Origin of the sequence: Bradyrhizobium sp. 44, assembly GCF_023073095.1 — a bacterium.
Lineage (GTDB): Bacteria > Pseudomonadota > Alphaproteobacteria > Rhizobiales > Xanthobacteraceae > Bradyrhizobium.
This window is the reverse complement of record NZ_JADPIY010000014.1, coordinates 241,204-262,441: the sequence shown is the minus strand read 5'-3', so window position 1 is coordinate 262,441 and position 21,238 is coordinate 241,204. Positions and strand designations below refer to the sequence as shown.

Below are 21,238 nucleotides of genomic sequence, written 5' to 3'. Positions count from 1 at the left end.
GCCGCGGCGCGTCGAGCGCCACGGCGGAAATCATGGTCCGTTGCCCACGGCGGAGTTCAGGCGTGACGCGACAAACGTAGAAGTGCGGGCCGATAGGGGGCTTGTGGATCGTCGTCCTCATTCGAGGGAATGGCGCAGGAGCCGAATTCCTGTCTGATCCGCTCGATTTCGGCGATGCGCTCGTGCAGCCGCTGCAAATGCTCCGGGGATTTCGCCCGCCAGAATCGGAAGGTGTCGGCGGTGAGCGGCAGGAACGCGGTGCCGAACAGCGTCGGCTCGGGAACGACGGTGCGCCCGAGCAGCAGGAACCGGTCGGCGCCGGAGACGACGAGCGTCGCGTAGCCGCGATTTCCGATTCGCTTGATGCCGTTCAGCGACCATTCGGCGAGCTTGCTGAAATAGGGCTCCTCGCGCCAGCGGTCGGGGCAATGGTCATCGACCGTCACGTTCACGGCGTCCTGGCTGAAATGCACGATGATGCCCGACTTCGCCGGAAACCAGTCCTCGTCGAGATGGCCTTGCAGCCAGGCGCAGACGAATGAACGGCACATCTGGGGACGGCGCTCGTAGATGGTGCACCCGGTGCCTGTCTGCCAATGCTTGCACAGCTGGTTTACCGGCTTGTCGACGCCGGCCACCTCGAGGATGTCGCAGCAGGCATTGCACGAGCCGCATTGCCGGGTGGGCGGCGGCGCAGTTCGACCGGCTGCCCTGAACCCCTGGCTATCGCGAACGAGCAGCCGCTGTTTCTCGAGTGCGTTCAATGCGCGCTCGATCTTGAGGCGGGACAAGCCGGTCGCGTCAATGACGCCCTTTATCGTCGTTGCGCCGGCTTCCACGGCGCGAACGACCTGCAACGTCGCGTGATCCATCTTCGACTACTTGTTCTTCTGCCTTCCATCTGACGATTGCGCGCCGGTCGGGAACCTGCGGAACCGCCTGCCGGCCCGTCGCGCGGCGGATAATTCGGCAACTCGCATGGCTAGAACTCGCATGGATGCGATGTTTGCGCAAATCGGTGGCGTCCCGGGGACGGTCCGAATTGCGCCTGATCGCGATCGATGTGGCAATTCCGGGCAGCAAGGCCTGCCGCGCCGATGGTGTTACAGCGCGCCCGATCCGCCCTGCACGATCTTCTCGTTGAGCTTCAGGTCCACGGTCTCGACCGTGCGGTCGATCTCTGCATTGGGCGCGCCGAGCTGATGCGAGATCAGCTTGACCAGCAGATCGACGCGCTCGATGAAGGGCGCGCCGCCGGCCACCGCGCGTGCGGCCGATGACGGCTTCAGCAGGCTCTCGGCGGCCTTGGCATATTTCGCGAACGGCACCTGATCCTGCGGATCGGCGCCCAGACGCCGGGCGATGGCGTCGACATGCTCGTAGATCGTCTGCGAGCGCGCGAGATCACCGTGCACGGCGTCGCGGATCGACTGCGGCTCGTGTGGCGTGATGCAGCGGTAGTTGCCCGTCAGCAGCATCGACCATTTCGCCAGCGGCACGAACAGAGAATCGAACACTTTCAGCTTCACCGGCACGTCGTGGCCGTCGAGGGTCACCGCATCGATGTCGGCTTCGAGCTCGCGCAGCACCTTGTTGTGCTTCTCGTCGGCGAACACGGATGCTTTGAAATTTGTGGGCAGACCGACGTGAAGCACGTTCGCAGCCTCTTCCGGCGGACGGAACGCCTGCGGGTCGGGCGAGCACAGGGTTACGAGCCCCGGGTCGAAGCGCTCCCACACCTGCGCGTTGGTGTAGGCCTCCTCGAGATCCATGTCTGCGAGCGAGGGAATCCGTTTCAGATAGGGCAGCGGCGGCATGTTCATGATCGACAGGCACGGCAGCTTCGCCGCGGCGATCCTGACCATGAGAACGCGCACCGTGTGGTTGGTGTATTGCGGCTCCTGCATCGCAAGGCCGACCATGTCGTAGCGCGACAAGTCCACATTGGCGGGTGTCACGGCGTCGAGCTTGCCGGGCAGGTCGCGCGAGAAGATGGCGCGGTGAACCGCCTCGTCACGCAACTTGATGCGCACCTCGGTCCCCTCGCGGTTGATCAGCTCCGCGGTCTTGGCGCGGCAGACCAAGGTCACGTTGTGTCCCGCCATCAGCAGCTTCGTGCCCAGCAGGGAGCCGTAGGAAGCCCCGAGAATCAGGATGTTACGCGCCATGCCTCGTCCCTTTGCCAATTTGTGATTTTTGAGCCCCGACCGTCATCCGCGGCCGGGTTTGGCGGGCATGTAAGGCAAAGTGCGTGAGGATGGCAACTGGGATAATGGATACAAGGGCCGGGCGAATATGACATGGCGGGATCGGGCGGAGTGCATCCGGGGCTGCTCGGCCCAGCGTTCGGTACCTTCCCGGATTACGCTTGCACTCCATCCGGGCTACGGGACCTCCTCTGTGTCGCCCTCTGTCAATCTATCTTCGCGAAAATATTCCACTTTACCGAAATTCGGAATTGGCGTATGTGTCGACCATCCCGGCTCATTCTTGAGGGGCGATCTTGTGGTCGTCATGTTCGCGAGCCGGGCTTGCGGTGGACGCGGCAGCGTTCGGGTACGAGAGGCTAAGGGCAGGGCGGATTGCTCTCCGTGAGCCCAAGGCTTCGTTCCGACGAGCGGCGCTGCTAGGCTTCGTCTCGTCTGTAAGTTTCCGGCTCCGTCGACAGGGCTGGGAAAACTGCGGCGAAATGGCGGGCCGTGCGTACGGCAAAACCGTGTGGTCCTGGCCGTCGTTGCTACGGTCAAGCTCTTGCGGATGCGGCATTCGCGTCAACCGGCGCGGTGCCGGCGACTTCTGTGAGGGCGAGGGAGGCCAAAGAGAACTCGGCTCCCGGGAGAGCACGGCATAAGCCGTCCAACCATCGCGCAGGGAAGGCCGAGTGATTGGCTACACCTGTATGCTGCTGTGCGGTTTCCTTGCGCTACATCTTCGCGCAGCGGACCGCGGGTGCCAGCCGGCACCCGGCCTTCCCTGCGCCCTCTTGGACAAGAGGGTGGAGTGACGAAGCAAAACTCGGGCGAATCGCGCCGCGAGGATGCGAAGCTGTGTCTGCAATTCAAAATGCGAGCTGGAAGAGTGGCGCTACCGCCTCATACTCCGTCATTGCGAGCGCAGCGAAGCAATCCAGTCTGTCGCCGCATTACGCCATGTCGCCGCTGGGTCGCAGCTCTGCGCAGCAACGCTCGCGTGCCTCACCCCTGGTTCGCCATGCGCGCGCGGTCGAGATGCTCCTCGATCTTGGGGCGGTCGCGGGTGCGCTCGAAACTGGTGCAGAGCAGTTCGGTCTCCTCGAGCGAGACCGGGGCGCGATACAAACGGCACATGAATTCCGCCGTTGCGCGTCCCTTGCCGGTACCCGGCCCGCGTTCGGCAAGAAACATGCAGTCCCGGCAGACGCTGGCATCGAGCCGCTGATGTGCTGCGTCGAGGTGATTGAGGATGTCGCGCAGCGAATCGCGCAGCCTGACGCACTCGTCGGGTCCGAGCGCCGTGACCGCGTTCAGCACGTGATTGATCGGATCGTGCTGGCTCAGGCACTTCTCGCCCTGTGCGGTGACGTGCAGCACGACAGAACGCTTGTCTTCGTGCGACGGTTTTCGCACCAGGAAGCTCTTGCTCTCCAGCGTCTTCACGATCTGCGATGCAGTTGCCCTGGTTGCGCCGATGAAGCCGGCGAGCGCGGACGGCGTGCGCGAAAACCTGTTGGCGCGGCCGAGAAAGCGCAGCGCCATCCATTCCCGATCGCGCAACCCATGCTGATCTCCTTCGAAATACCAAGCCCTCGCTGCCTGAACCAGCAGCTCCACGGCTTCTCTTGCCAATGGCATGAATTCCTACCTTGCCCCGGGGGGCACGTTTGCGGCGCCCGCGAGCCGCCTTCCGCCGTCGCGAATGAGCCGTTTGCGAGAAGCCGTACTACCGGCAATGTTCGACACATGCACAGTGCTCTTCTCTCGCGTGAAAGCACGGACTGTGCGGCCCCCGACCTGGACCAATGGGCACTGCAAGCTATGGCACGGTAAGCGGTGTTGCTGATGGTATGCCATTCGCGGCGTTGTCGTACGGGAGCCCGAATAGCCGTCGCCAGCAGACGATGGATCGGAGTAGTTCAACCGAAGCCCCTAAGGTTCAAGTCACACGCAGACGTTTCTTATCTTCCGACGAAACGATGAATGACCTTCTCAACAAAATCAAGTAGAGACCATCTCGCAGACAGGATGTCGTCGCAGGCGAATGTAACGTTCAAGACAATCTCGCTCTTCGGGACACATGATGGTGAACGCAATACGCTGTCCCACGAGCAACATGCACGCAACTATGCGACGGTTTTATTGCACGGCACGTTGTTGACTGTCGTTGATGCAAGTTGACCGAAGCTTGTGCATGACGACGATGTGCGTCGGCATGTCATCCACAACTTGTGCGTTCTGCCAAGAACTGTCCGAGGGAACTCACAGGAATTACACGCGGCGGTTGTCCGGGTCGGATCGAGAAGTCGCCGGTTCAGTCGCATTCGGCGCGGCTGCGCGATTTCCCTCACCCGAACGGTGGAGCCGATCACGGCTGAAACCGGAGACGGGCGTGCATGTGCATGCGCTGGAAGCGTGGCGGCATGCGCAATCGCCTGTCGAAAACAACGAGCAAGGTGCGATCGCGGGGCGCCTCGCGCCCCGACTCAAGCTGAGACTTGCTAGTCGCCCTTGAGCATGTCCCGCAGCTCGCGGAACGGATCGGCGCTTGGCGGAGCCGAAGCGTCCTGCCGCATCGCGCCATAGATTCTCGGGACCATGTCGACCGCCTGGTCGAGCCCCGAATCACGTCCCGCCTGGTATCCGCCCATCAGGCGAAGGTCGCGCGTGTCCTCGTATTTGGCGATCATGGCGCGCAGCTTGCTCACCAATTCGCGCTCTTCGGGGTCCCAGACGTTATGGGCGAGACGGGAGACCGAACCCAGAACGTCCACCGCCGGGTAACGTGCCTGGTCGGCGATGTGCCTGGAGAGCACGATGTGCCCATCGAGTGTGCTGCGGATGGTATCGGCGATCGGCTCGTTGTGATCGTCGCCGTCCACCAGCACGGAGAAAATCCCGGTGATCGTGCCGGACCCCTCCTCGCCGGGTCCGGCGCGCTCCAGAAGGCGCGGCAGATCGGTGAAGACGGTGGGTGCGTAGCCGCGCGCGACTGCGGGCTCACCTGCGGCGAGCGCGACTTCACGGGCGGCGTGGGCGAACCGGGTGATCGAATCGACCATGAGCAAGACCGATTCGCCCCGGTCTCGGAAATATTCGGCGACCGCCATGGCCGTCTTCGGCGCCAGTCGCCGCATCATCGGGCTCTCGTCGCCCGTCGACACGATCGTGACGGCGCGGTGACGGTCGGCGCCCAGCACGTCCTCGATGAACTCGCGCACCTCGCGGCCGCGCTCGCCCACCAGGGCCAGCACGACGGTGTCAAAACCCTGGCTGCGGGCGAGCATCGCAAGCAGCGTCGATTTACCGACACCGGAGCCGGCAAAGATGCCGACGCGCTGGCCGGCGCAGATCGGAGCGAACAGATCGATGACGCGTACGCCGGTGCGCAGCGGCTTGTGGACCCGCGCGCGCTTCATGGCCGAAGGCGCCTCCGCCTCGGCCGAGACCGGACGCGACCCGGGGGTGAGAGGGCCCTGTCCGTCCAGCGGCGCCCCGAGCGCGTTGATGACGCGGCCCTTCCAGCTCGGATCGGGTGCGAAGGACAAAGGAGGCATCCGGTAGGCGACCGAGCCGAGGCCGCCGGCGAACTGCCGGTCGAACGGCTTGGCGATGATGCCCTCGCTGTCGATCCGCACCACCTCGCCGAGCTGGGGCTTGCCGCCGGAGTTGACGCCGATCAGTTCGCCGAGCCTGACGAAGCGCGACAGGCCGGAGACACGGAAATGCGTCGACGCGATCTCGGAGATCGCGCCGCTGACGCTTGCCAGGGGAGTGCTCTGCTGAAGCTCCAGCAGCGCCCACTCAAGTTGCCGAAGAGCGTTCAAGGAAACCGTCCAACCTCATTGCGCGCGGGGCGCAGTCTATTTGCCGGGTTCGCCCAGCGTCCGGATTGCGTTCTGGAGCGAGCTCTCAGTGCCCTCGATCATTGAATTGGTGCCGTCGAAGGCGCGCGAGGCCGCGATCAGCTTCGTCAATTCCATCATCGGATTGGCGCCCGAGCCCTCGACATAGCCCTGCTTGAAGCCGTCGCGGGAGAAGTCGGCGATGGCGGTCGCAGGCCGGTTGGGCGTGACGCCCGAATTGCCGTAGCGGTCGAGATTGGCGTCGGCGGGAATGTTGAACAGGCCGATGGTGCCGATCTCGTTGTTGTCCTGGGTGATCGCGCCGCTGCGCGCGATCGAGACCGGTCCGCCGTTCGGATCGAGGGTGATTTGCGCGCCACCGGAATCGATGACGGGGAAGCCGGAGACGGTCTGAAGGTCGCCGTTGGCGGCGATCTGGAGTCGACCGTCGCGCGTATAGACCGTGCCGTTCGGACCGGCGAAGGCGATCCAGCCCTGTCCGACCACGGCGACATCGAGTGGGTTGCCGCTCTCGGTGATGCTGCCCATCTCGCGCGAAATGATGTTGTCGCCGGGCGAGGAGAAGGCGACCGGGTTCGCGCCCGCCTTGGACAACACCGTCTCGAACTTCACCACGTCGGTGCGGAACGCCGCCGTGTTGACGTTGGCGACGTTGTTGGCGATCGTCTGGAGGCGCTTTTCGAGGGCGACCTGCGCCGACAATCCTACATAGAGGGCCGATTGCATGACTTACCTGTTGAACTTGATGTTCTGAAGTGTCGTGAGCACGTTGGTATCCATGCCAATCGACGTCGTGGCGCCGCCGATCAGGACCAGCGCCGGGTTGGTCGAGGTGTCGCTCTGGGCCCGGGTCGCATCCCACATCACCGCGAAGCGCTGCACGAATTTGGTGACCTTGGCCGGATCCTGGAAATCGGTGAGCTTGATCTTGCTCGTGATCATCTTGGCCTGGGCATCGATATCAGCCGAGCTGATCGTCGACGGCAGGCCGAGCGCCGTCTGGACCACTTGCGTCATCGCCTTGTCCGCGAGGATCTGGTAGGAATTGGTGATCGTGGAAGCCTTGCGCGTGAAATAGAGCGCCAGCCGCAGGCCCTCGTTCTGGTCGCCGGCCTTCTCCTCCATCGTCTGCGTGACGTATTGTGTCGCCGTGCCGGTCGTGGCCGCGGCGGTTTGGGTCGCCTTGTCGCCGAGGGCGGCGAAATTGAAAGCGGCGGCGAATTGCCGGTAGCGGATGTCGGTCAGCTTGTTGGCGAAGGTCTTGTTGTCGGCGATACCCTCGGTCAGCACCTTGCGCATGAACGCCTTGGCGTAGGTCATGTCGCTGAGGCCATATGCCTTCATCGCGTAGGAATAGAGGCGATAGTCCTTCAGGAAGTCGTCGATGGTCTTCACGTTGCCGATGTGGCTGAGGAAGTAATCGGTGTCGCGGCTGACGTCCGGCTGCGTCGCGACCTGTGTCAGCGACTTGCCCATCTCCTTGGTCAGTCTGGTGTAGTCCGCGATGGTGGATAGCATGACCCGCGCCCCTCTGGCCGCTTTCGCGACGTCGTCGCAAGCTGCCGTGAATCGCTTGCGCGAGGCTGGCGAGGGCGAAGCCAGCCTCGCGCAAGGCTCGCCGACTAGATATTCCCGATGGGATCGGTGATGGAGCGGCGCGTTGGGCAGTTTCGTGGGGATCGTCATCACGGTAGCGGCGCTGCTGGGCGGATTTGCCGCCATGGGCGGGCATCTGGGCGTGCTGATGCAGCCTTGGGAGTTCGTGATCATCATGGGCACCGCGGCCGGCACCTTCATCATGGCCAATCCCTGGAAGACGGTCGCGGATACCGGGCTTGCCTGCGTGCAGGCAGTGACGGGGGCAGTGCCCGGTCAACGCTACTATCTCGATCTGCTCGGCGCGCTGCACGCGCTGATGCGGGAGCTGCGGGGCAAGGGCCGCAACGAGGTCGAGGCGCATATCGACGATCCCGCGTCCTCCGAGATCTTCAAGGCGTTCCCGAGCGTGCTCGGAGATCCGTCGCTGCTCCAGTTCATCTGCGACTACGTCCGTCTCATCATCATGGGTAACGCGCGAACGCATGAGATCGAAGCGCTGATGGACGAGGAGATCCACACCATCGTGAAGAGCAAGCTGGCGCCCTACCATGCGCTGGTGGTGGTCTCGGAAGCGCTGCCCGCGCTCGGCATCGTCGCCGCGGTGCTCGGCGTCATCAAGGCCATGGGTGCGCTCGACCAGTCGCCGAAGCTGCTGGGCGGCTTCATCGGCGCCGCCCTCGTCGGCACCTTCGCCGGCATTTTCCTGTCCTACGGCATCATTTCGCCCTTCGCGATGAAGGTGAAGATGACGCGCGAAAAGCGTTGCCGGCCCTACATCATCGTCAAGCAGACGCTGCTGGCGTTCATGAACGGCGCCATGCCGCAGATCGCCGTCGAGCACGGCCGCAAGATGATCGCGAGCCCCGAGCGACCCTCGATCGACGTCGTCGAGAACGAGACGATCGCGGGACCCAAGGCGGTCGTGACCGAGGTTGAACCGAAGGCTGCGCGCGCATCATGATGGAAGCCCTCGACGTCGATCAGCGCAAGCCGCTGCCGAACTATCTGCTGGACGCCGCCGGCATCTCGATCGAGCGCATGCCGATGCTCAATGTGATCTTCGATCGCATGGCGGCGTCGTGCACGGACAGCCTGCAGCCGATGGCTGGAACGCCATGCTATTTCTCGGTCAACGGCATCACCAACGACCGTGTCGGCGACATCATCAAGGACTACGAGGCCAATGCGGTTGCGGCCGTGCTCTATGCCGAGCAGTGGGACTCCCGCATCATCATCATGCTCGACCGCGACTTCGTGTTCACGATGGTCGAGGCGATGTTCGGCTCCGACGGCGCCGAACCGCCGCTCGACGTCGAGCGCAGCTTCTCGAACATCGAGATCCGCCTGGTCCAGGCGCTGTTCGAGCGGTTCGCCAAGGCGCTGCAATCCGCTTTCGCCGGCACCTCCAACGTCACTTTCCGCGTCGAGCGGGTCGAGACCGCCATGGCATCGCTGGCGATCGGGCGGAGCGGCAACATGTCGATCTGCGCGAACATCATGCTGCAGGCACTCTACCGCGGCGGCCAGATGTTCCTCATCATTCCGCACTCCGCGCTCAACCCGCTCAGGCAGAAGCTCGCGACCGTGGTCGTGAGCGATGGCCGCGCGGCCGATCCGCGCTGGCGCGAGCAGATGGAGACGGAGGTTCACCGCACCGAGGTGACGCTGAGCGCCGTGCTGGACGAAAAGATGATTTCGCTCGGCGACGTCGTGAAGTTCCAGGTCGGCCAGGTGCTCGAGCTCGAAGCCACGCCACGCACGCTGGCTCGACTCGAGAGCAACAACCAGGTGCTGTTCTGGTGTCAGATCGGCCAGCTTGACGGCTATTACGCCATGCAGGTGGCAGATCCCGTCGATCAGAAACGGGAGTTCGTCGATGATATCCTATCTCGTTGATGCCGTGCTGCTGATCGCGCTCGCCTTCACCAGCATGCGGGTGACCCGGATGCATCGCGAGCTGGCGCGGTTGCGCAGCTACCAGGGCGAGTTCTCGATCATCGTCCAGGAGACGGCGGGCGCCTTCGACACGGTCATCACCGCAGCGCATGATTCCACCGCAAATCTCGGGCGGCTCGCCAACGTGCTGAGCACGAAGATCGATCAGGCCCACGAGGCGATCGCGGCGCTCGATGCGAGGAGCGGGCTCGCATCCGCAGCGAGCGCGGGCGGCGCCGACGTGAACAAGCATTGAAGCCGAAGCCGGCGGAATAAATACGATCGGAACGTCGCGGCGCTCCGGGAGCGGAAATACCAAGAGGCGATACCAGATGGCGCAATCCTTCGACTATGAGTCAGCATCGGCGGCCGACGAGGGGCATACCGAAACATCTCCGCTGGAGCGGTTGGCGGAGATCGCCGCGCGCACCGCGGAGGAGACCGGCAAGTTCGCCAATGTCGATGCCATCCTGCGCATTCCCGTGACCATGCAGGTGGTGCTGGGATCGGCGACCATTCCGGTGGCAAATTTGATGAAGCTCGGCCGCGGCGCGGTGGTTCCGCTCGACCACAGGGTCGGCGAACCCGTCGACGTCGTGGTCAACGGCCGCGTCGTCGCCCGCGGCGAGGTGGTCGTGGTCGAGGAAGACAATTCCCGCTTCGGCGTCTCGCTCACCGAGATTGTCGGCCCGTTGGGGCAGGGTGATACCTGACCATGGCGGCACAGGTCGGCATGGCTCCCATCAAGCAGCGAGGCGTTGCCACGCTGGGCGGGACAGAGAAGGTCGCGGCACTCCTGCTCGCCATGGGCCGGCAGGCGGCCGCGAGCGTACTCGCGCAGTTCGAGCCGCAGGATATCCGCACCGTTACAAAGGCCGCGGCCGAGCTGCGGCCGATCACGGCGCAGGAACTCGAAGCGATCGTCGAGGAGTTCGCCCAGCAATTCTCGATGGGCGCCAACATTCTCGGCACCCTCGGTGGCCTGGAAGCCGTGCTCGGCGACGTGCTTCCGGCCGACCAGGTCTCGGCCATCATGTCGGACCTGCTGGGCAATTCGAGCCGGTCCGTGTGGGACCGCGTCTCGTCGGTGTCGGAAAACTCGCTGGCAAGCTACCTGTCCAAGGAGCATCCGCAGACCGCGGCGCTCATCCTGTCCAAGGTCAAGCCGTCCTGCGCCGCCAAGGTCATGAGCCAGCTGCCGTCGAGCCTGCGCAACGAACTGATGCGGCGCGTGCTCAGCCTCAAGCCGATCGTCGACGACGCCATGAGGGTCCTCGAGAAGACGCTGCATGAGGATCTGACGCTGAACTTCGCCCGCAACCTCGGCGCGGACACCTATGCCCGCGTCGCCGACATCATCAACAAGATGGAGCGCGGACACATCGAGGACATGCTCAAGAGCCTGTCGGAGAAGCGGCCGAAGTCGGCCGAAGTGCTGAAGGAGCTGCTCTTCACCTTCGACGACGTCACCAACCTGACGCCGACGGCGCGCACCATGATCTTCGACCAGGTGCCGACCGATCGCATCGTCATCGCGCTGAAGGGCACCGACAAGCACTTCCGCGAGATGATCCTGTCCTCGGTCGCCTCGCGCGTCCGCCGGGTCGTCGAGCACGAACTCGCCATCGGCGAACCGTCGAACCAGCGCGACGTGCTGGAGGCGCGGCGCGTGATCACCGACCTCGCGCTCGACCTCGCGGAAAAGGGCGAAATCGAGCTCAACCCCGAGCAGGAGGATGAGCTGGTCTTCCGCTGACCGCTGAACGGGCATGGCAGAAACAACCGATCAGGAGAGCAAGACAGAAGAGCCGACCGAGAAGAAAGTCCGCGATGCGCTCGAACAGGGCAAAATCCCGGTCTCTCGGGAGGCTTCCATCTTCGCCTCGATGGCCGCGCTGATGGTGATCCAGGCGTTCCTGATCGGCCAGGGCGTTCAGCAATTGACGCCGATGCTGACGGGCTTTCTCGATGATCCCGACGGCTTCCCTCTCAGCACCGGGGCCGACGCCCAGAATCTCCTCATCGTGGTCGGGCTTCAGGCACTGCGCTTCCTGACGCCGCTGGTCGTCACCCTGGCGGCGTTCGGGCTCGCAGCCTCGCTATTGCAAAATGCTCCCAGCCTGGTGCTCCAGCGCATCACGCCGGACCTTTCGCGAATCTCTCCGCTCAGCGGCTGGAGCCGGCTGTTTGGATCGCAGGGCCTCGTCGAGTTCGCCAAGTCGCTGTTCAAGCTCGCCGCGGTCACCGTCGTCGTCGCGTTCGTGCTGCGCTCGTCGGAAGCGAAGGCGTTCGAGGCGATGTACACCGACCCGGTCGCGCTGCCGGAGATGATTCTCAACATCGCCATGCGAATCGTCTCGGCGATCTGTATCGCGACCATCGTCCTGGTCGCGGTCGATCTCGCTTGGGCGCGCTTCCACTGGCGGCGCGAGCTGCGCATGACGCGGCAGGAGATCAAGGACGAGCACAAGCAGGCCGAAGGCGATCCGCTGATCAAGGCGCGCCTGCGCTCGTTGGCGCGCGACCGCTCGCGCCAGCGCATGATCGCCTCCGCATCGCGGGCGACGCTGGTGATCGCGAACCCCACGCACTTCGCGATCGCGCTGCGCTACAATCGCGAGGAAAATCCGGCGCCGATCGTCGTGGCGAAGGGCATGGACGTGATTGCGCTGAAGATCCGCGAAGTCGCCGAGCAGAACCGGATTCCGGTGATCGAGAACAAGGCGCTGGCGCGCGCGCTCTACGAGGCGGTTCAGGTCGACCAGGTGATTCCGGCGGAGTTCTTCCGGCCCGTCGCCGAGATCATCTACTTCCTGCAGTCCAAGCAGACGCCGCGGTCCGAGAAGGTCCAGTAGAATTCCGAGGACGGCGTCCCTTCCATCAGCCTGACGAAAGCTTGCGACTCTAAGGTTACACCGTCTGAACCAGAATGGTGCTGCCGTGGGACCGCTCTATCTCTTCGAACTCGCATCGTCGCAGGCGCGATACCTCGAGCTCCGCCAATCGACGATCGCCACCAACGTCGCCAACGCCAACACGCCGGGCTTCAAGGCGCGCGACGTCGAGCCCTTCAACAAGGTGCTCGACAGCACGCCAGTGAGACTGGCGACCACGTCGCCGTCGCACATGCAACTCTCCGCTGCCGAGAGCGACACGCGGGCAACCGCGAAAAAGGACAGCTGGGACGTGGTTCACTCCGGCAACTCCGTCAGTCTCGAGCAGGAAATGATCAAGGGCAGCGACGTCAGTCGCGACTACTCGATGAACTCGGCGGTCGTGCGGTCGTTTCACCGCATGCTGCTGTCGAGCGCGAAGACCTGAGGTGAACTGACATGCTGGACTCACTGCAATCCTCGTTGACGGTCGCGAGCTCCGGGCTCGAAGCGCAGTCGACGCGCATGCGCATCGTCTCGGAGAATCTCGCCAACGCGACGTCGACGGGGCGCGCCGCCGGCGCCGATCCCTATCAACGCAAGACGATCACCTTCGATGCCGCGATGGACCGCGCCTCGGGCGCTCAGCTGGCAAAGGTCAAGGAAATCGGCGTCGACACCACGCCGTACCGCGTGGAGTACGAGCCGGGGCATCCCGCCGCCGACAAGGCCGGCTACGTCAAGCTGCCGAACGTCAACATGATGATCGAGATGGCGGACATGCGGGAAGTCAACCGCTCCTATGAAGCCAATCTGCAGGTCGTGAAACAGGTGAGGTCGATGCTGGGCATGACCATCGATCTGCTGAGGAGCTGACAATGCTTGAAGCAATTTCATCCACAGCGATTTCGGCCGGGCAAGCGGCGAGCCGCGCGACCGAGGCGCAGGCCATCTCGTCGACGGCGACACCCGCGATCCAGTCCGGCGCCGACGTCGGATTCGAATCTGTCATGAAGCAGGTGACGACGGACGCGATCGGGACGCTGAAGGCGGGCGAGGCGGCCTCGATCTCGGCGATGCAGGGCAAAGAATCGACGCGGCGCGTCGTGGAGGCGCTGATGTCGGCCGAGCAGGCCTTGCAGACGGCGGTCGCAGTTCGCGACAAGGTCGTGCAGGCCTACCAAGAAGTCGTCCGGATGTCGATCTGATCAAGGAGTGACGCTGTGAAATCGCTTGCCATCGCGGCCACGGGCATGAACGCCCAGCAGACCAACATCGAAGTCATCGCGAACAACATCGCCAACATCAACTCGACCTCGTACAAGCGGGCGCGTGCCGAGTTCACCGATCTGTTCTACCAGATGGACCGCATGCAGGGCGTTGCCAACACCAGCGGCTCGTCGCCGATCCCGGAAGGCGCCAATCTCGGCCTCGGCGTCAAGTCGGCGGCGATCCGCAAGCTGCACATCCAGGGCGCGCTCACGCAGACCGGCAATCCCTACGACATGGCGATCAATGGCCGCGGCTGGTTTCAGGTGCTCGGGCCGAATAACGAGGTGCAGTATACCCGCGCGGGCTCGTTCAACACCAACGCCAACAGCCAGCTCGTCACGACCGACGGCTATCTGCTGGATCCCGCAATCACGGTGCCGCAGGGAACGGTTCAGGTCACGGTCAACCAGACCGGACAGGTGTTTGCCAAGCTGGATACGGAAGTGAACCCGAGGCAAATCGGCCAGCTCAATCTCGCCAATTTCGCCAACGAGGCCGGCCTCGAACCGCTGGGCAGCAATCTCTACCGCGAGACCACGGCGTCCGGCACGCCGGTCGTCGGGTTGCCCGGCGATTCCGGCTACGGCAAGATCAACCAGCAATATCTCGAAGCCTCGAACGTCGACCCGGTCAAGGAAATCACCGAGTTGATCTCCGCCCAGCGCGCCTACGAAATGAATGCCAAGGTCATCCAGGCCTCGGATGAAATGGCCCAGACGGTCTCGAAGGGCATGCGCTAGTTCCGGTGTATCCATGTTGAACAGGATGGGCTCGATCATGCGCGGGTTGGCCGCCGTGCTGCTGGTTCTCGTCTTCGCGCGAGTCGCGGCGGCCGAGGAGAAGCGGCTTCCCGTACCGGCCGTCTCGATCCGCGCCGGCGAGCTGATCCGGGACGACATGATCACCGAGCGCGCCTTTGCGCCGAACGTGCTCGGCGTCGCCGTTTTCATCGAAGGACGCCAGGTCCTGGTCGGCCGCATGGCGCGCCGCGCGCTGCTCCCCGGCCAGCCGATCCCGACCAACTCGGTGGAGGATCCCTGGACGGTCGCCCGCGGCGCGATGGTCAAGGTCGTGGTCGAGGACAGCGGCCTGTCGATCGTGACCTACGGCGCAGCGATGCAGTCGGGCGCGCCCGGCGCGCTCATCCCGATACGAAACACCGATACGGGTGTGATCATCAGGGGTGTCGTCCAGCCCGACGGCACCGTCAAGGTCGTGGACGGGTCATGACCAGAGTCCTGCTTGCGCTCGTCCTGCTCGTTTTCGCCGCCAGCGCCCACGCCGCCGTCCGCATCAAGGACATCGCGGACATCAAGGGATTGCGCGAAAACCAGATCGTCGGCTACGGCCTCGTCATCGGCCTGAACGGCACCGGCGACACGCTCCGCAATGCGCCGTTCACGGAGCAGTCCCTGCAATCGATGCTCGAGAACATGGGCATCAATGTCCGGAACGAGACCACCAGCACCAATAATCCGCCGCGTCCGACGACGCTGCGCACGCGCAATGTCGCGGCCGTGATGGTGACCGCGGACCTGCAGCCCTCGATCGGTGCCGGCGAGCGCATGGACGTGACCGTGTCGTCGCTCGGCGATGCGACCTCCCTGCTCGGCGGCACCCTGGTGATGACGTCGCTGCGCGCGGCGGACGGCGCGGTCTATGCTGTGGCGCAAGGCGCGGTCACGGTCGCCGGCTACAGCGTCGGAGGCCAGGCCCAGAACGTCAGCCAGGGCACGCCGACCGCGGGCCGCATCCCGAACGGCGCGCTGGTCGAGCGCGAGGTGCAGGGTAGTCTCCATGAAATGGAGTATCTTGTGCTGGAGCTCAAGAACCCCGACTTCGTCACCGCAACGCGAATCCTCGACGCCATCAATCGCTACGCGGGCGGACGCTACCGCGCGCAGATCGCCTTCGAGCGCGACTACCGCACCATCGTGCTGTCGAAGCCGCGCCACATCGGCCCGGTCCGCTTCCTTGCCGAAATCGGCGAGCTGACCGTCGAGCCGGACACGCCGGCGCGGGTGGTGATCAACGAGCGCACCGGCACGGTGGTGATCGGACGCGACGTACGGATATCGACCGTTGCCGTGACGCACGGCAATCTGACGGTCCGCGTCACCGAGCTTCCCGTGGTGTCGCAACCGGCGCCCTTCTCGAAAGGGCAGACGGTGGTCGTGCCCCAGACCGTGGTCGAGGCCAACGAGGCCGGATCGCAGGTGGCGATCCTGAGCGGCGTCGATCTCCAGCGCCTGGTGCGCGGCCTGAACCAGATCGGCTTGAAACCATCCGGCATCATCGCGATCCTCCAGGCGATCAAGACGGCCGGCGCCCTCCAGGCGGACGTCATCGTGCAATGACGCGCAAGCGCCGTGCAAGCTTGGTCGCTCAATGCTCTCTTGACTGAGAATCGCACGCGGACCGATGTTGAAGCTGGATCATAAAGCCAAACTCCTCCTCCTGGTCGCGGCCTCCGCGCTCGCGAGCGCTTCGCCCATTCTGGCGCTGGATGAGGCCAAGCCGTCGAAGCCGCTCAACCTGCTGTCCTTCGCGCGCGCCCGCGCGCCTGGCCCGCAGAAGCCGATCTCATCGATCCCGAGCGACAATGCGTCGATGCGGGCGACGGCGTGGGCAGCCGAAGATTCGGGACCCGCGACCACGGGTGCCGTGCCGGCCTCCGAGAAGCCCGCGCCGGCGCCCACAGCCGCGCCGCGACCCGCCAAGCCCGGTAGCGTCACGGCGCCGCCGAAGCCGGTGCCGCCCCAGGCCGCTGCAACCGCGGACAACGAATTCGCTCTGTTCTGCAGCAATGTCGCCGACCCCGCGGTCGATGCAAGGCTGGCCTGGCAGCTCAAGGAGCTGGAGAAGGCCGAGAACCAGCTCCGCGAGCGGATCGCCGAGGTCGAGGCCAAACGCGCTGAATATGAGAAGTGGATGGCGTTGCGCGACGACTTCCTGAAGAAGGCCGAAGCGAGCGTCGTCGAGATCTACTCGCGCATGAAGCCGGACGCCGCCGCAACCCAGATCGCCGGGATGGCGGACGAGACGGCTGCGGCCGTGCTCGCAAAGCTCAGCCCGAGGAGCTCGAGCGCAATCTTCAACGAGATGGAGACGGGGCGCGCGGCGCACCTCGCCGATCTGCTCGGCGGGATGCGTCGCGTGGATGACGGAAAGACCAAATAGATGAAGAATCTGATCCTCATCCTGTCGCTGTTATCGCTTGCGGGATGCGTCACTGATCCGGCCGAGGTGCTGACTGGGCCGCGATTGTCGCCGGTCGGGAGCGGTCTGAGGACGCAGGCCGATCCGATTCCCGTGACGCCCCGCATGCACTCGCCCGTCAGCTATCGCTCGACCTGGGACGACGGCACCGACCTCTACCGCGATCCCCGCGCCCGGCGCGTCGGCGACGTCGTGACGGTGATCATCTCGATGCAGGACAAGGCCAAGCTCGACAACAAGACTGGTCGCTCGCGCGATTCGCAGATCAAGTTCGGCCTCGACTGGCTGATGGACGTCGCGGGATGGCAGGACAAGGGCTCGACGAGCGCCAACCTCAACACCAACACCCAGATCAAGGGCAACGGCCAGATCGACCGCACAGAGGATATCAAACTGTCGATCGCAGCCATCGTCACCGACGTGTTGCCGAACGGCAATATGATGATCAGCGGCTCGCAGGAGTTCAAGGTCAACACGGAAATGCGCGTGCTCAACGTCGGCGGCATCGTGCGTCCACGCGATATCTCGCGAACCAACACGATCTCCTACGAGAAGATCGCCGAGGCGCGCGTGGCCTACGGCGGCCGGGGAAATCTCTCGGACGTGCAGCAGCCTGGATGGGGACATCGGATCTATGACGCCGTGGCACCGTTCTGAGATGCGCGACCGTCGGGCCGCGTCACGAGGGCAGGGGACGTCATGCGCCTGATTGCGGCCATCGTGGTGCTGACCCTGATCGCGATCGGCGCGGGCGGGCTTGCCGGCCTGCATCTGATTGCGGCCGCCGAGCGCGTCGCCGATGCCAAGAAAACCGCCACGCCGCCGCCTCTTGCCTCGAGCTACGCCGGCAGCGCGCGGCTCAGGAAGCTGTCGCCGATCGTGACCAATCTCGGCGCGCCGGCCAACAACTGGGCCCGCATCGAAGCCTCCATGGTGACCGACAGCATGAGCGACGAGGATGCCGGTATCCTGGCGGCCCATATCAGCGAGGACATCGTCACCTATCTGCGGTCGGCGACGGTGGCGCAGTTCGAGGGATCGCGCGGGCTTCAGCACCTGCGCGACGACCTGACCGAACGCGCCAATATCCGCTCCTCGGGCAAGATCCGCGAATTGATCATTGAGACGTTGGTGATTCAGTGAAACTGAGACTCCTGCTGCTTGCGTTGCTCCTGGTCGTGCTGCCCGAAGTGGCACTGGCCCAAATTCCGGACCTCAATTCGCTGCTGCCGCCGGGTAACGGCTCGACCAGCGGCCGGATCATCCAGTTGATGGCGGTGATCACGGTACTGTCCGTGGCGCCGGGACTGCTCATCATGGTAACCAGCTTCACGCGGTTTGCGGTGGCGCTGTCGTTCCTGCGCGCCGGTCTCGGACTTCAGACCACGCCGGCCAATCTGGTGCTGATCAGCCTCGCGCTGTTCATGACCTTCTACGTGATGGCGCCGACCTTCGACCGCGCCTGGGAAACCGGGATCCAGCCGCTGATGAAGAACGAGATCTCGGAGGAAGAGGCCTATCTGAAGATCACCGATCCGTTCCGCGAATTCATGCTGGCCCATGTTCGCGACAAGGATCTGCAGACCTTCGAATCGCTGGCCGCGGAGAGCTTCCGCAGGAAGTTCGACGACAAGCGCGTCGACATGCGCGTCATCATTCCAGCCTTCATGATTTCCGAGCTCAGGCGTTCGTTCGAGATCGGATTTCTCATCATCCTGCCGTTCCTCGTCATCGACATGATCGTGGCGACGCTGACCATGTCGATGGGCATGATGATGATGCCGCCGACAATCCTCGCACTGCCGTTCAAGATGCTGTTCTTCGTGCTGATCGACGGCTGGAATCTGCTTGCCTCCGGGCTGGTGCGCTCGTTCTCGTAACGGCAATGAGCGCCAGGCGGACGGTTATGGTTAGCGATAAGTACCGGACTATGGTTAGCAATAGGTACTGTTAACCATCTGATTTTACAGCGCAATTCAAGCCGATCTTAATCCGCGCGCAAGATTCGGCGTGCTAGCAATGCGTCACGGCGGGTTGGACCCCACCCACGTCAGTCCAAAGGCATGATGCCGCCCCTCCGTACCGGTGAAAGCCCGGTATGTCCCCTCGTGAAAATGTAACGCGTACATAAAGGGACATTCGCAATGTCAAGCCTGCTTACGAACTCGACCGCCATGACCGCACTCCAGACCTTGCGGTCTGTGAGCTCGCAGCTCTCCACCACGCAAACCCGCATCTCCACCGGCCAGCGCGTCTCGACCGCTTCGGACAACGCTGCCTACTGGTCGATCGCGACCTCGATGCGCGCCGACAACGCCGCGCTCTCGGCGGTCTCCGACTCGCTCGGTTTGTCAGCTGCGACCGTCGACACCGAATATACCGCTCTGACCACGGTCATCGGCGACAAGGACTCCGGCCTGACCAAGCTCCAGTCCCTGCTGGTCGAAGCCAAGACCGCCGGTATCGACCGCAGCAAGATCCAGGCCGACGTCACCCAGATCCAGCAGCAGATGAAGGCGACAGCCAGTGCGGCGACCTTCAACGGCATCAACTGGCTAAGCACGTCCGCCACGACGCCGACGACCTTCAGCCTGGTGTCGTCGTACTCGCGTGTCGGCGGTACGCCCACCATCGGCTCGATCACCGTGACGACCGCGAACTACTCGCTCTACACCTCGACCCAGACCGGCATTCTGGACACGGCTGGTTCGACCTCTCCGTCGATCAACACGATGAGCATCTCCGCGTTGACCGACTCGGCAGCTGACCAGACCACGCTCGATGGCTACATCGCGCAGGTCACCGCTGGCATCAACTCGGTGGCCTCGGCCGCCGCCAATCTCGGTGCCGTCAAGAACCGGCTCTCGACCAACACGGACTTCGTGAAGTCGCTGATGGACTCCGTGGACCGCGGTATCGGTCAGCTCGTCGACGCCGACATGAACCAGGAGTCCACCCGCCTGTCGGCCCTCCAGGTCCAGCAGCAGCTCGGCGTGCAGGCGCTCTCGATCGCCAACAACAGCAGCCAGAGCATCCTGTCGCTGTTCCGCTAAGCCTCAAACGATTTTGGGGAGGGCCGCGCTTCTCACGAGGCGCGGCCCTTTCATTTGGCGTGACATCGCGCGCCGCAATTTCAGCCGCCTTGTTGCGGCAAAGACACAGAGCCACAAGCCCCGCACAAGCTTCGCGGGCTATCGTCGCCGTTACGACAGGTTGGGCCTTGACGCTTTTGCGCAGCTCAAAGGCATGACGCCGCCCTGCCGTACCGGTGTAAGTCCGGTATGTCCCCAAATTTAATTCAATCTCCAAAGGGACATCAAAATGGGTTCTAGCCTCCTCACCAACTCGTCTGCAATGACCGCGCTGCAGACCCTTCGCAACGTCAGCTCGCAGCTCGCGACCACGCAGAACCGGATCTCGACCGGTATGCGCGTCTCGACCGCCTCGGACAACGCTGCCTATTGGTCGATCGCGACGTCGATGCGCTCCGACAACGCCGCGCTTTCCGCGGTCTCCGACTCGCTCGGCCTGTCGGCCGCGACCGTCGACACCGAATATACCGCTCTGACCTCGGTTATCGGCGACAAGGACTCCGGCCTGACCAAGCTCCAGGCGCTGCTGGTCGAAGCCAAGACCGCTGGTATCGACCGCACCAAGATCCAGGCTGACATCACCCAGATCCAGCAGGATATGAAGCTCAAGGCGAACTCGGCGACCTTCAACGGTATCAACTGGCTGAGCACGACTGCCACCACGCCGACGACCTTCAACCTGGTGTCGTCGTACTCGCGTGTCGGCGGTACGCCCACCATCGGCTCGATCACCGTGACGACCGCGAACTACTCGCTCTACACCTCGACCCAGACCGGCATTCTGGACACGGCTGGTTCGACCTCTCCGTCGATCAACACGATGAGCATCTCCGTGCTGACCGACTCGGCGGCTGACCAGACCACGCTCGATGGCTACATCGCGCAGGTCACCGCCGGGATCAACTCGGTGGCGTCGGCCGCCGCCAATCTCGGTGCCGTCAAGAACCGACTCGCGACCAACACGGAATTCGTCAAGACCCTGATGGACTCCGTGGACCGCGGTATCGGCCAGCTCGTCGATGCCGACATGAATGCGGAATCGACCCGCCTTCAGGCGCTCCAGACCCAGCAGCAGCTCGGCGTTCAGGCGCTCTCGATCGCCAACCAGAACAGCCAGAGCATCCTGTCGCTGTTCCGCTAAGCCGCGGCTTCGAAAACGACCGTGCTCCTCAGGGAGCACGGTCTCCGCC

The 21,238-nt window shown here is 63.9% G+C and carries 24 protein-coding genes; 18 read left to right on the top strand and 6 right to left on the bottom strand.

All coding sequences use genetic code 11. From position 1 onward, the window contains the following. Window positions 1-56: 56 nt before the first annotated feature. The 6 genes from IVB41_RS12050 to IVB41_RS12025 form a co-directional block, all read right to left on the bottom strand. On the bottom strand, window positions 57-872 hold the full coding sequence (locus IVB41_RS12050; protein WP_247431277.1) for a YkgJ family cysteine cluster protein: 816 nt from the start codon (window positions 870-872) through the stop codon (window positions 57-59). Window positions 873-1,103: 231 nt separating this feature from the next. Beyond that, a complete protein-coding gene (locus IVB41_RS12045; protein WP_247431274.1) occupies window positions 1,104-2,168 on the bottom strand; it encodes a ketopantoate reductase family protein in 1,065 nt (354 codons plus the stop codon). Window positions 2,169-3,194: 1,026 nt separating this feature from the next. After that, window positions 3,195-3,830 (bottom strand): MarR family winged helix-turn-helix transcriptional regulator, encoded by a 636-nt coding sequence (locus tag IVB41_RS12040; RefSeq protein ID WP_027570472.1) that lies wholly within the window; start codon window positions 3,828-3,830, stop codon window positions 3,195-3,197. 863 nt (window positions 3,831-4,693) lie between these two features. Further along, window positions 4,694-6,019: a flagellar protein export ATPase FliI gene (gene fliI, locus IVB41_RS12035; RefSeq protein WP_247431271.1), complete on the bottom strand. Its 1,326-nt coding sequence runs from the start codon at window positions 6,017-6,019 to the stop codon at window positions 4,694-4,696. Window positions 6,020-6,055: 36 nt separating this feature from the next. Further along, a complete protein-coding gene (gene flgF, locus IVB41_RS12030; protein WP_007595915.1) occupies window positions 6,056-6,784 on the bottom strand; it encodes a flagellar basal-body rod protein FlgF in 729 nt (242 codons plus the stop codon). A 3-nt stretch (window positions 6,785-6,787) separates the two neighbouring features. Beyond that, a complete protein-coding gene (locus tag IVB41_RS12025; protein WP_247431267.1) occupies window positions 6,788-7,576 on the bottom strand; it encodes a DUF1217 domain-containing protein in 789 nt (262 codons plus the stop codon). A 142-nt stretch (window positions 7,577-7,718) separates the two neighbouring features. On the opposite strand from IVB41_RS12025, the gene motA reads away from it, so the two are divergent. The 18 genes from motA (at window position 7,719) to IVB41_RS11935 (ending at window position 21,189) form a co-directional block, all read left to right on the top strand. After that, the gene (gene motA, locus IVB41_RS12020; protein ID WP_007613972.1) at window positions 7,719-8,618 is read left to right on the top strand and encodes a flagellar motor stator protein MotA; all 900 of its coding nucleotides are present in this window, start codon (window positions 7,719-7,721) and stop codon (window positions 8,616-8,618) included. Continuing rightward, entirely contained in the window at window positions 8,615-9,553 is a 939-nt protein-coding gene (locus IVB41_RS12015; RefSeq protein WP_007613971.1) for a flagellar motor switch protein FliM, read from the top strand. Before motA ends, IVB41_RS12015 begins: the two co-directional genes overlap by 4 nt. Continuing rightward, on the top strand, window positions 9,534-9,848 hold the full coding sequence (locus IVB41_RS12010; RefSeq protein WP_247431263.1) for a hypothetical protein: 315 nt from the start codon (window positions 9,534-9,536) through the stop codon (window positions 9,846-9,848). The genes IVB41_RS12015 and IVB41_RS12010 overlap by 20 nt, the downstream gene beginning before the upstream one ends. A gap of 76 nt (window positions 9,849-9,924) precedes the next feature. Continuing rightward, the gene (fliN, locus tag IVB41_RS12005) at window positions 9,925-10,305 is read left to right on the top strand and encodes a flagellar motor switch protein FliN (RefSeq protein WP_027519864.1); all 381 of its coding nucleotides are present in this window, start codon (window positions 9,925-9,927) and stop codon (window positions 10,303-10,305) included. A 2-nt stretch (window positions 10,306-10,307) separates the two neighbouring features. Next, window positions 10,308-11,348 (top strand): flagellar motor switch protein FliG, encoded by a 1,041-nt coding sequence (locus tag IVB41_RS12000; protein WP_247431260.1) that lies wholly within the window; start codon window positions 10,308-10,310, stop codon window positions 11,346-11,348. Between the two features lie 13 nt (window positions 11,349-11,361). Further along, window positions 11,362-12,447 carry a flagellar biosynthesis protein FlhB gene (flhB, locus tag IVB41_RS11995; RefSeq protein WP_247287743.1) on the top strand — a complete coding sequence of 362 codons (1,086 nt, stop codon included), beginning with the start codon at window positions 11,362-11,364 and terminating at the stop codon, window positions 12,445-12,447. A gap of 85 nt (window positions 12,448-12,532) precedes the next feature. Further along, complete coding sequence (gene flgB, locus IVB41_RS11990; RefSeq protein WP_027519862.1) at window positions 12,533-12,913, top strand: flagellar basal body rod protein FlgB; 381 nt, start codon at window positions 12,533-12,535, stop codon at window positions 12,911-12,913. An 11-nt stretch (window positions 12,914-12,924) separates the two neighbouring features. Beyond that, a complete protein-coding gene (flgC, locus tag IVB41_RS11985; RefSeq protein WP_007595894.1) occupies window positions 12,925-13,341 on the top strand; it encodes a flagellar basal body rod protein FlgC in 417 nt (138 codons plus the stop codon). A 2-nt stretch (window positions 13,342-13,343) separates the two neighbouring features. Then, a complete protein-coding gene (locus tag IVB41_RS11980) occupies window positions 13,344-13,673 on the top strand; it encodes a flagellar hook-basal body complex protein FliE (RefSeq protein ID WP_027570478.1) in 330 nt (109 codons plus the stop codon). Between the two features lie 15 nt (window positions 13,674-13,688). Beyond that, window positions 13,689-14,477 (top strand): flagellar basal-body rod protein FlgG, encoded by a 789-nt coding sequence (gene flgG, locus IVB41_RS11975; protein WP_007595892.1) that lies wholly within the window; start codon window positions 13,689-13,691, stop codon window positions 14,475-14,477. 13 nt (window positions 14,478-14,490) lie between these two features. After that, window positions 14,491-14,967, top strand: coding sequence for a flagellar basal body P-ring formation chaperone FlgA (gene flgA, locus IVB41_RS11970; RefSeq protein ID WP_247359608.1), 477 nt, complete (start codon window positions 14,491-14,493; stop codon window positions 14,965-14,967). Beyond that, a complete protein-coding gene (gene flgI, locus IVB41_RS11965) occupies window positions 14,964-16,094 on the top strand; it encodes a flagellar basal body P-ring protein FlgI (protein WP_247358365.1) in 1,131 nt (376 codons plus the stop codon). The genes flgA and flgI overlap by 4 nt, the downstream gene beginning before the upstream one ends. Window positions 16,095-16,158: 64 nt before the next feature. After that, on the top strand, window positions 16,159-16,917 hold the full coding sequence (locus IVB41_RS11960; RefSeq protein WP_247431256.1) for a MotE family protein: 759 nt from the start codon (window positions 16,159-16,161) through the stop codon (window positions 16,915-16,917). Continuing rightward, window positions 16,918-17,613 carry a flagellar basal body L-ring protein FlgH gene (gene flgH / locus IVB41_RS11955; RefSeq protein ID WP_018453966.1) on the top strand — a complete coding sequence of 232 codons (696 nt, stop codon included), beginning with the start codon at window positions 16,918-16,920 and terminating at the stop codon, window positions 17,611-17,613. A 42-nt stretch (window positions 17,614-17,655) separates the two neighbouring features. Continuing rightward, a complete protein-coding gene (locus IVB41_RS11950; protein ID WP_247401329.1) occupies window positions 17,656-18,099 on the top strand; it encodes a flagellar basal body-associated FliL family protein in 444 nt (147 codons plus the stop codon). Further along, window positions 18,096-18,836 (top strand): flagellar type III secretion system pore protein FliP, encoded by a 741-nt coding sequence (fliP, locus tag IVB41_RS11945; RefSeq protein WP_247401331.1) that lies wholly within the window; start codon window positions 18,096-18,098, stop codon window positions 18,834-18,836. The genes IVB41_RS11950 and fliP overlap by 4 nt, the downstream gene beginning before the upstream one ends. 264 nt (window positions 18,837-19,100) lie before the next feature. Continuing rightward, complete coding sequence (locus IVB41_RS11940; RefSeq protein WP_247431251.1) at window positions 19,101-20,009, top strand: flagellin; 909 nt, start codon at window positions 19,101-19,103, stop codon at window positions 20,007-20,009. A 268-nt stretch (window positions 20,010-20,277) separates the two neighbouring features. Beyond that, window positions 20,278-21,189 carry a flagellin gene (locus IVB41_RS11935; protein ID WP_027570485.1) on the top strand — a complete coding sequence of 304 codons (912 nt, stop codon included), beginning with the start codon at window positions 20,278-20,280 and terminating at the stop codon, window positions 21,187-21,189. Window positions 21,190-21,238: the final 49 nt, after the last annotated feature.

Coding starts and splice junctions, on each gene's coding strand:
- IVB41_RS12025 (WP_247431267.1), bottom strand. CDS start 7,576: ATGCTATCCACCATCGCGGACTACACCAGACTGACCAAGGAGATGGGC.
- flgI (WP_247358365.1), top strand. CDS start 14,964: ATGACCAGAGTCCTGCTTGCGCTCGTCCTGCTCGTTTTCGCCGCCAGC.
- IVB41_RS11940 (WP_247431251.1), top strand. CDS start 19,101: ATGTCAAGCCTGCTTACGAACTCGACCGCCATGACCGCACTCCAGACC.
- fliN (WP_027519864.1), top strand. CDS start 9,925: ATGGCGCAATCCTTCGACTATGAGTCAGCATCGGCGGCCGACGAGGGG.
- flgA (WP_247359608.1), top strand. CDS start 14,491: ATGTTGAACAGGATGGGCTCGATCATGCGCGGGTTGGCCGCCGTGCTG.
- flgH (WP_018453966.1), top strand. CDS start 16,918: ATGAAGAATCTGATCCTCATCCTGTCGCTGTTATCGCTTGCGGGATGC.
- IVB41_RS12000 (WP_247431260.1), top strand. CDS start 10,308: ATGGCGGCACAGGTCGGCATGGCTCCCATCAAGCAGCGAGGCGTTGCC.
- flgC (WP_007595894.1), top strand. CDS start 12,925: ATGCTGGACTCACTGCAATCCTCGTTGACGGTCGCGAGCTCCGGGCTC.
- IVB41_RS11980 (WP_027570478.1), top strand. CDS start 13,344: ATGCTTGAAGCAATTTCATCCACAGCGATTTCGGCCGGGCAAGCGGCG.
- IVB41_RS12050 (WP_247431277.1), bottom strand. CDS start 872: ATGGATCACGCGACGTTGCAGGTCGTTCGCGCCGTGGAAGCCGGCGCA.
- flhB (WP_247287743.1), top strand. CDS start 11,362: ATGGCAGAAACAACCGATCAGGAGAGCAAGACAGAAGAGCCGACCGAG.
- IVB41_RS12045 (WP_247431274.1), bottom strand. CDS start 2,168: ATGGCGCGTAACATCCTGATTCTCGGGGCTTCCTACGGCTCCCTGCTG.
- IVB41_RS12010 (WP_247431263.1), top strand. CDS start 9,534: ATGATATCCTATCTCGTTGATGCCGTGCTGCTGATCGCGCTCGCCTTC.
- IVB41_RS11950 (WP_247401329.1), top strand. CDS start 17,656: ATGCGCCTGATTGCGGCCATCGTGGTGCTGACCCTGATCGCGATCGGC.
- IVB41_RS12040 (WP_027570472.1), bottom strand. CDS start 3,830: ATGCCATTGGCAAGAGAAGCCGTGGAGCTGCTGGTTCAGGCAGCGAGG.
- flgF (WP_007595915.1), bottom strand. CDS start 6,784: ATGCAATCGGCCCTCTATGTAGGATTGTCGGCGCAGGTCGCCCTCGAA.
- IVB41_RS11935 (WP_027570485.1), top strand. CDS start 20,278: ATGGGTTCTAGCCTCCTCACCAACTCGTCTGCAATGACCGCGCTGCAG.
- IVB41_RS11960 (WP_247431256.1), top strand. CDS start 16,159: ATGTTGAAGCTGGATCATAAAGCCAAACTCCTCCTCCTGGTCGCGGCC.
- IVB41_RS12015 (WP_007613971.1), top strand. CDS start 8,615: ATGATGGAAGCCCTCGACGTCGATCAGCGCAAGCCGCTGCCGAACTAT.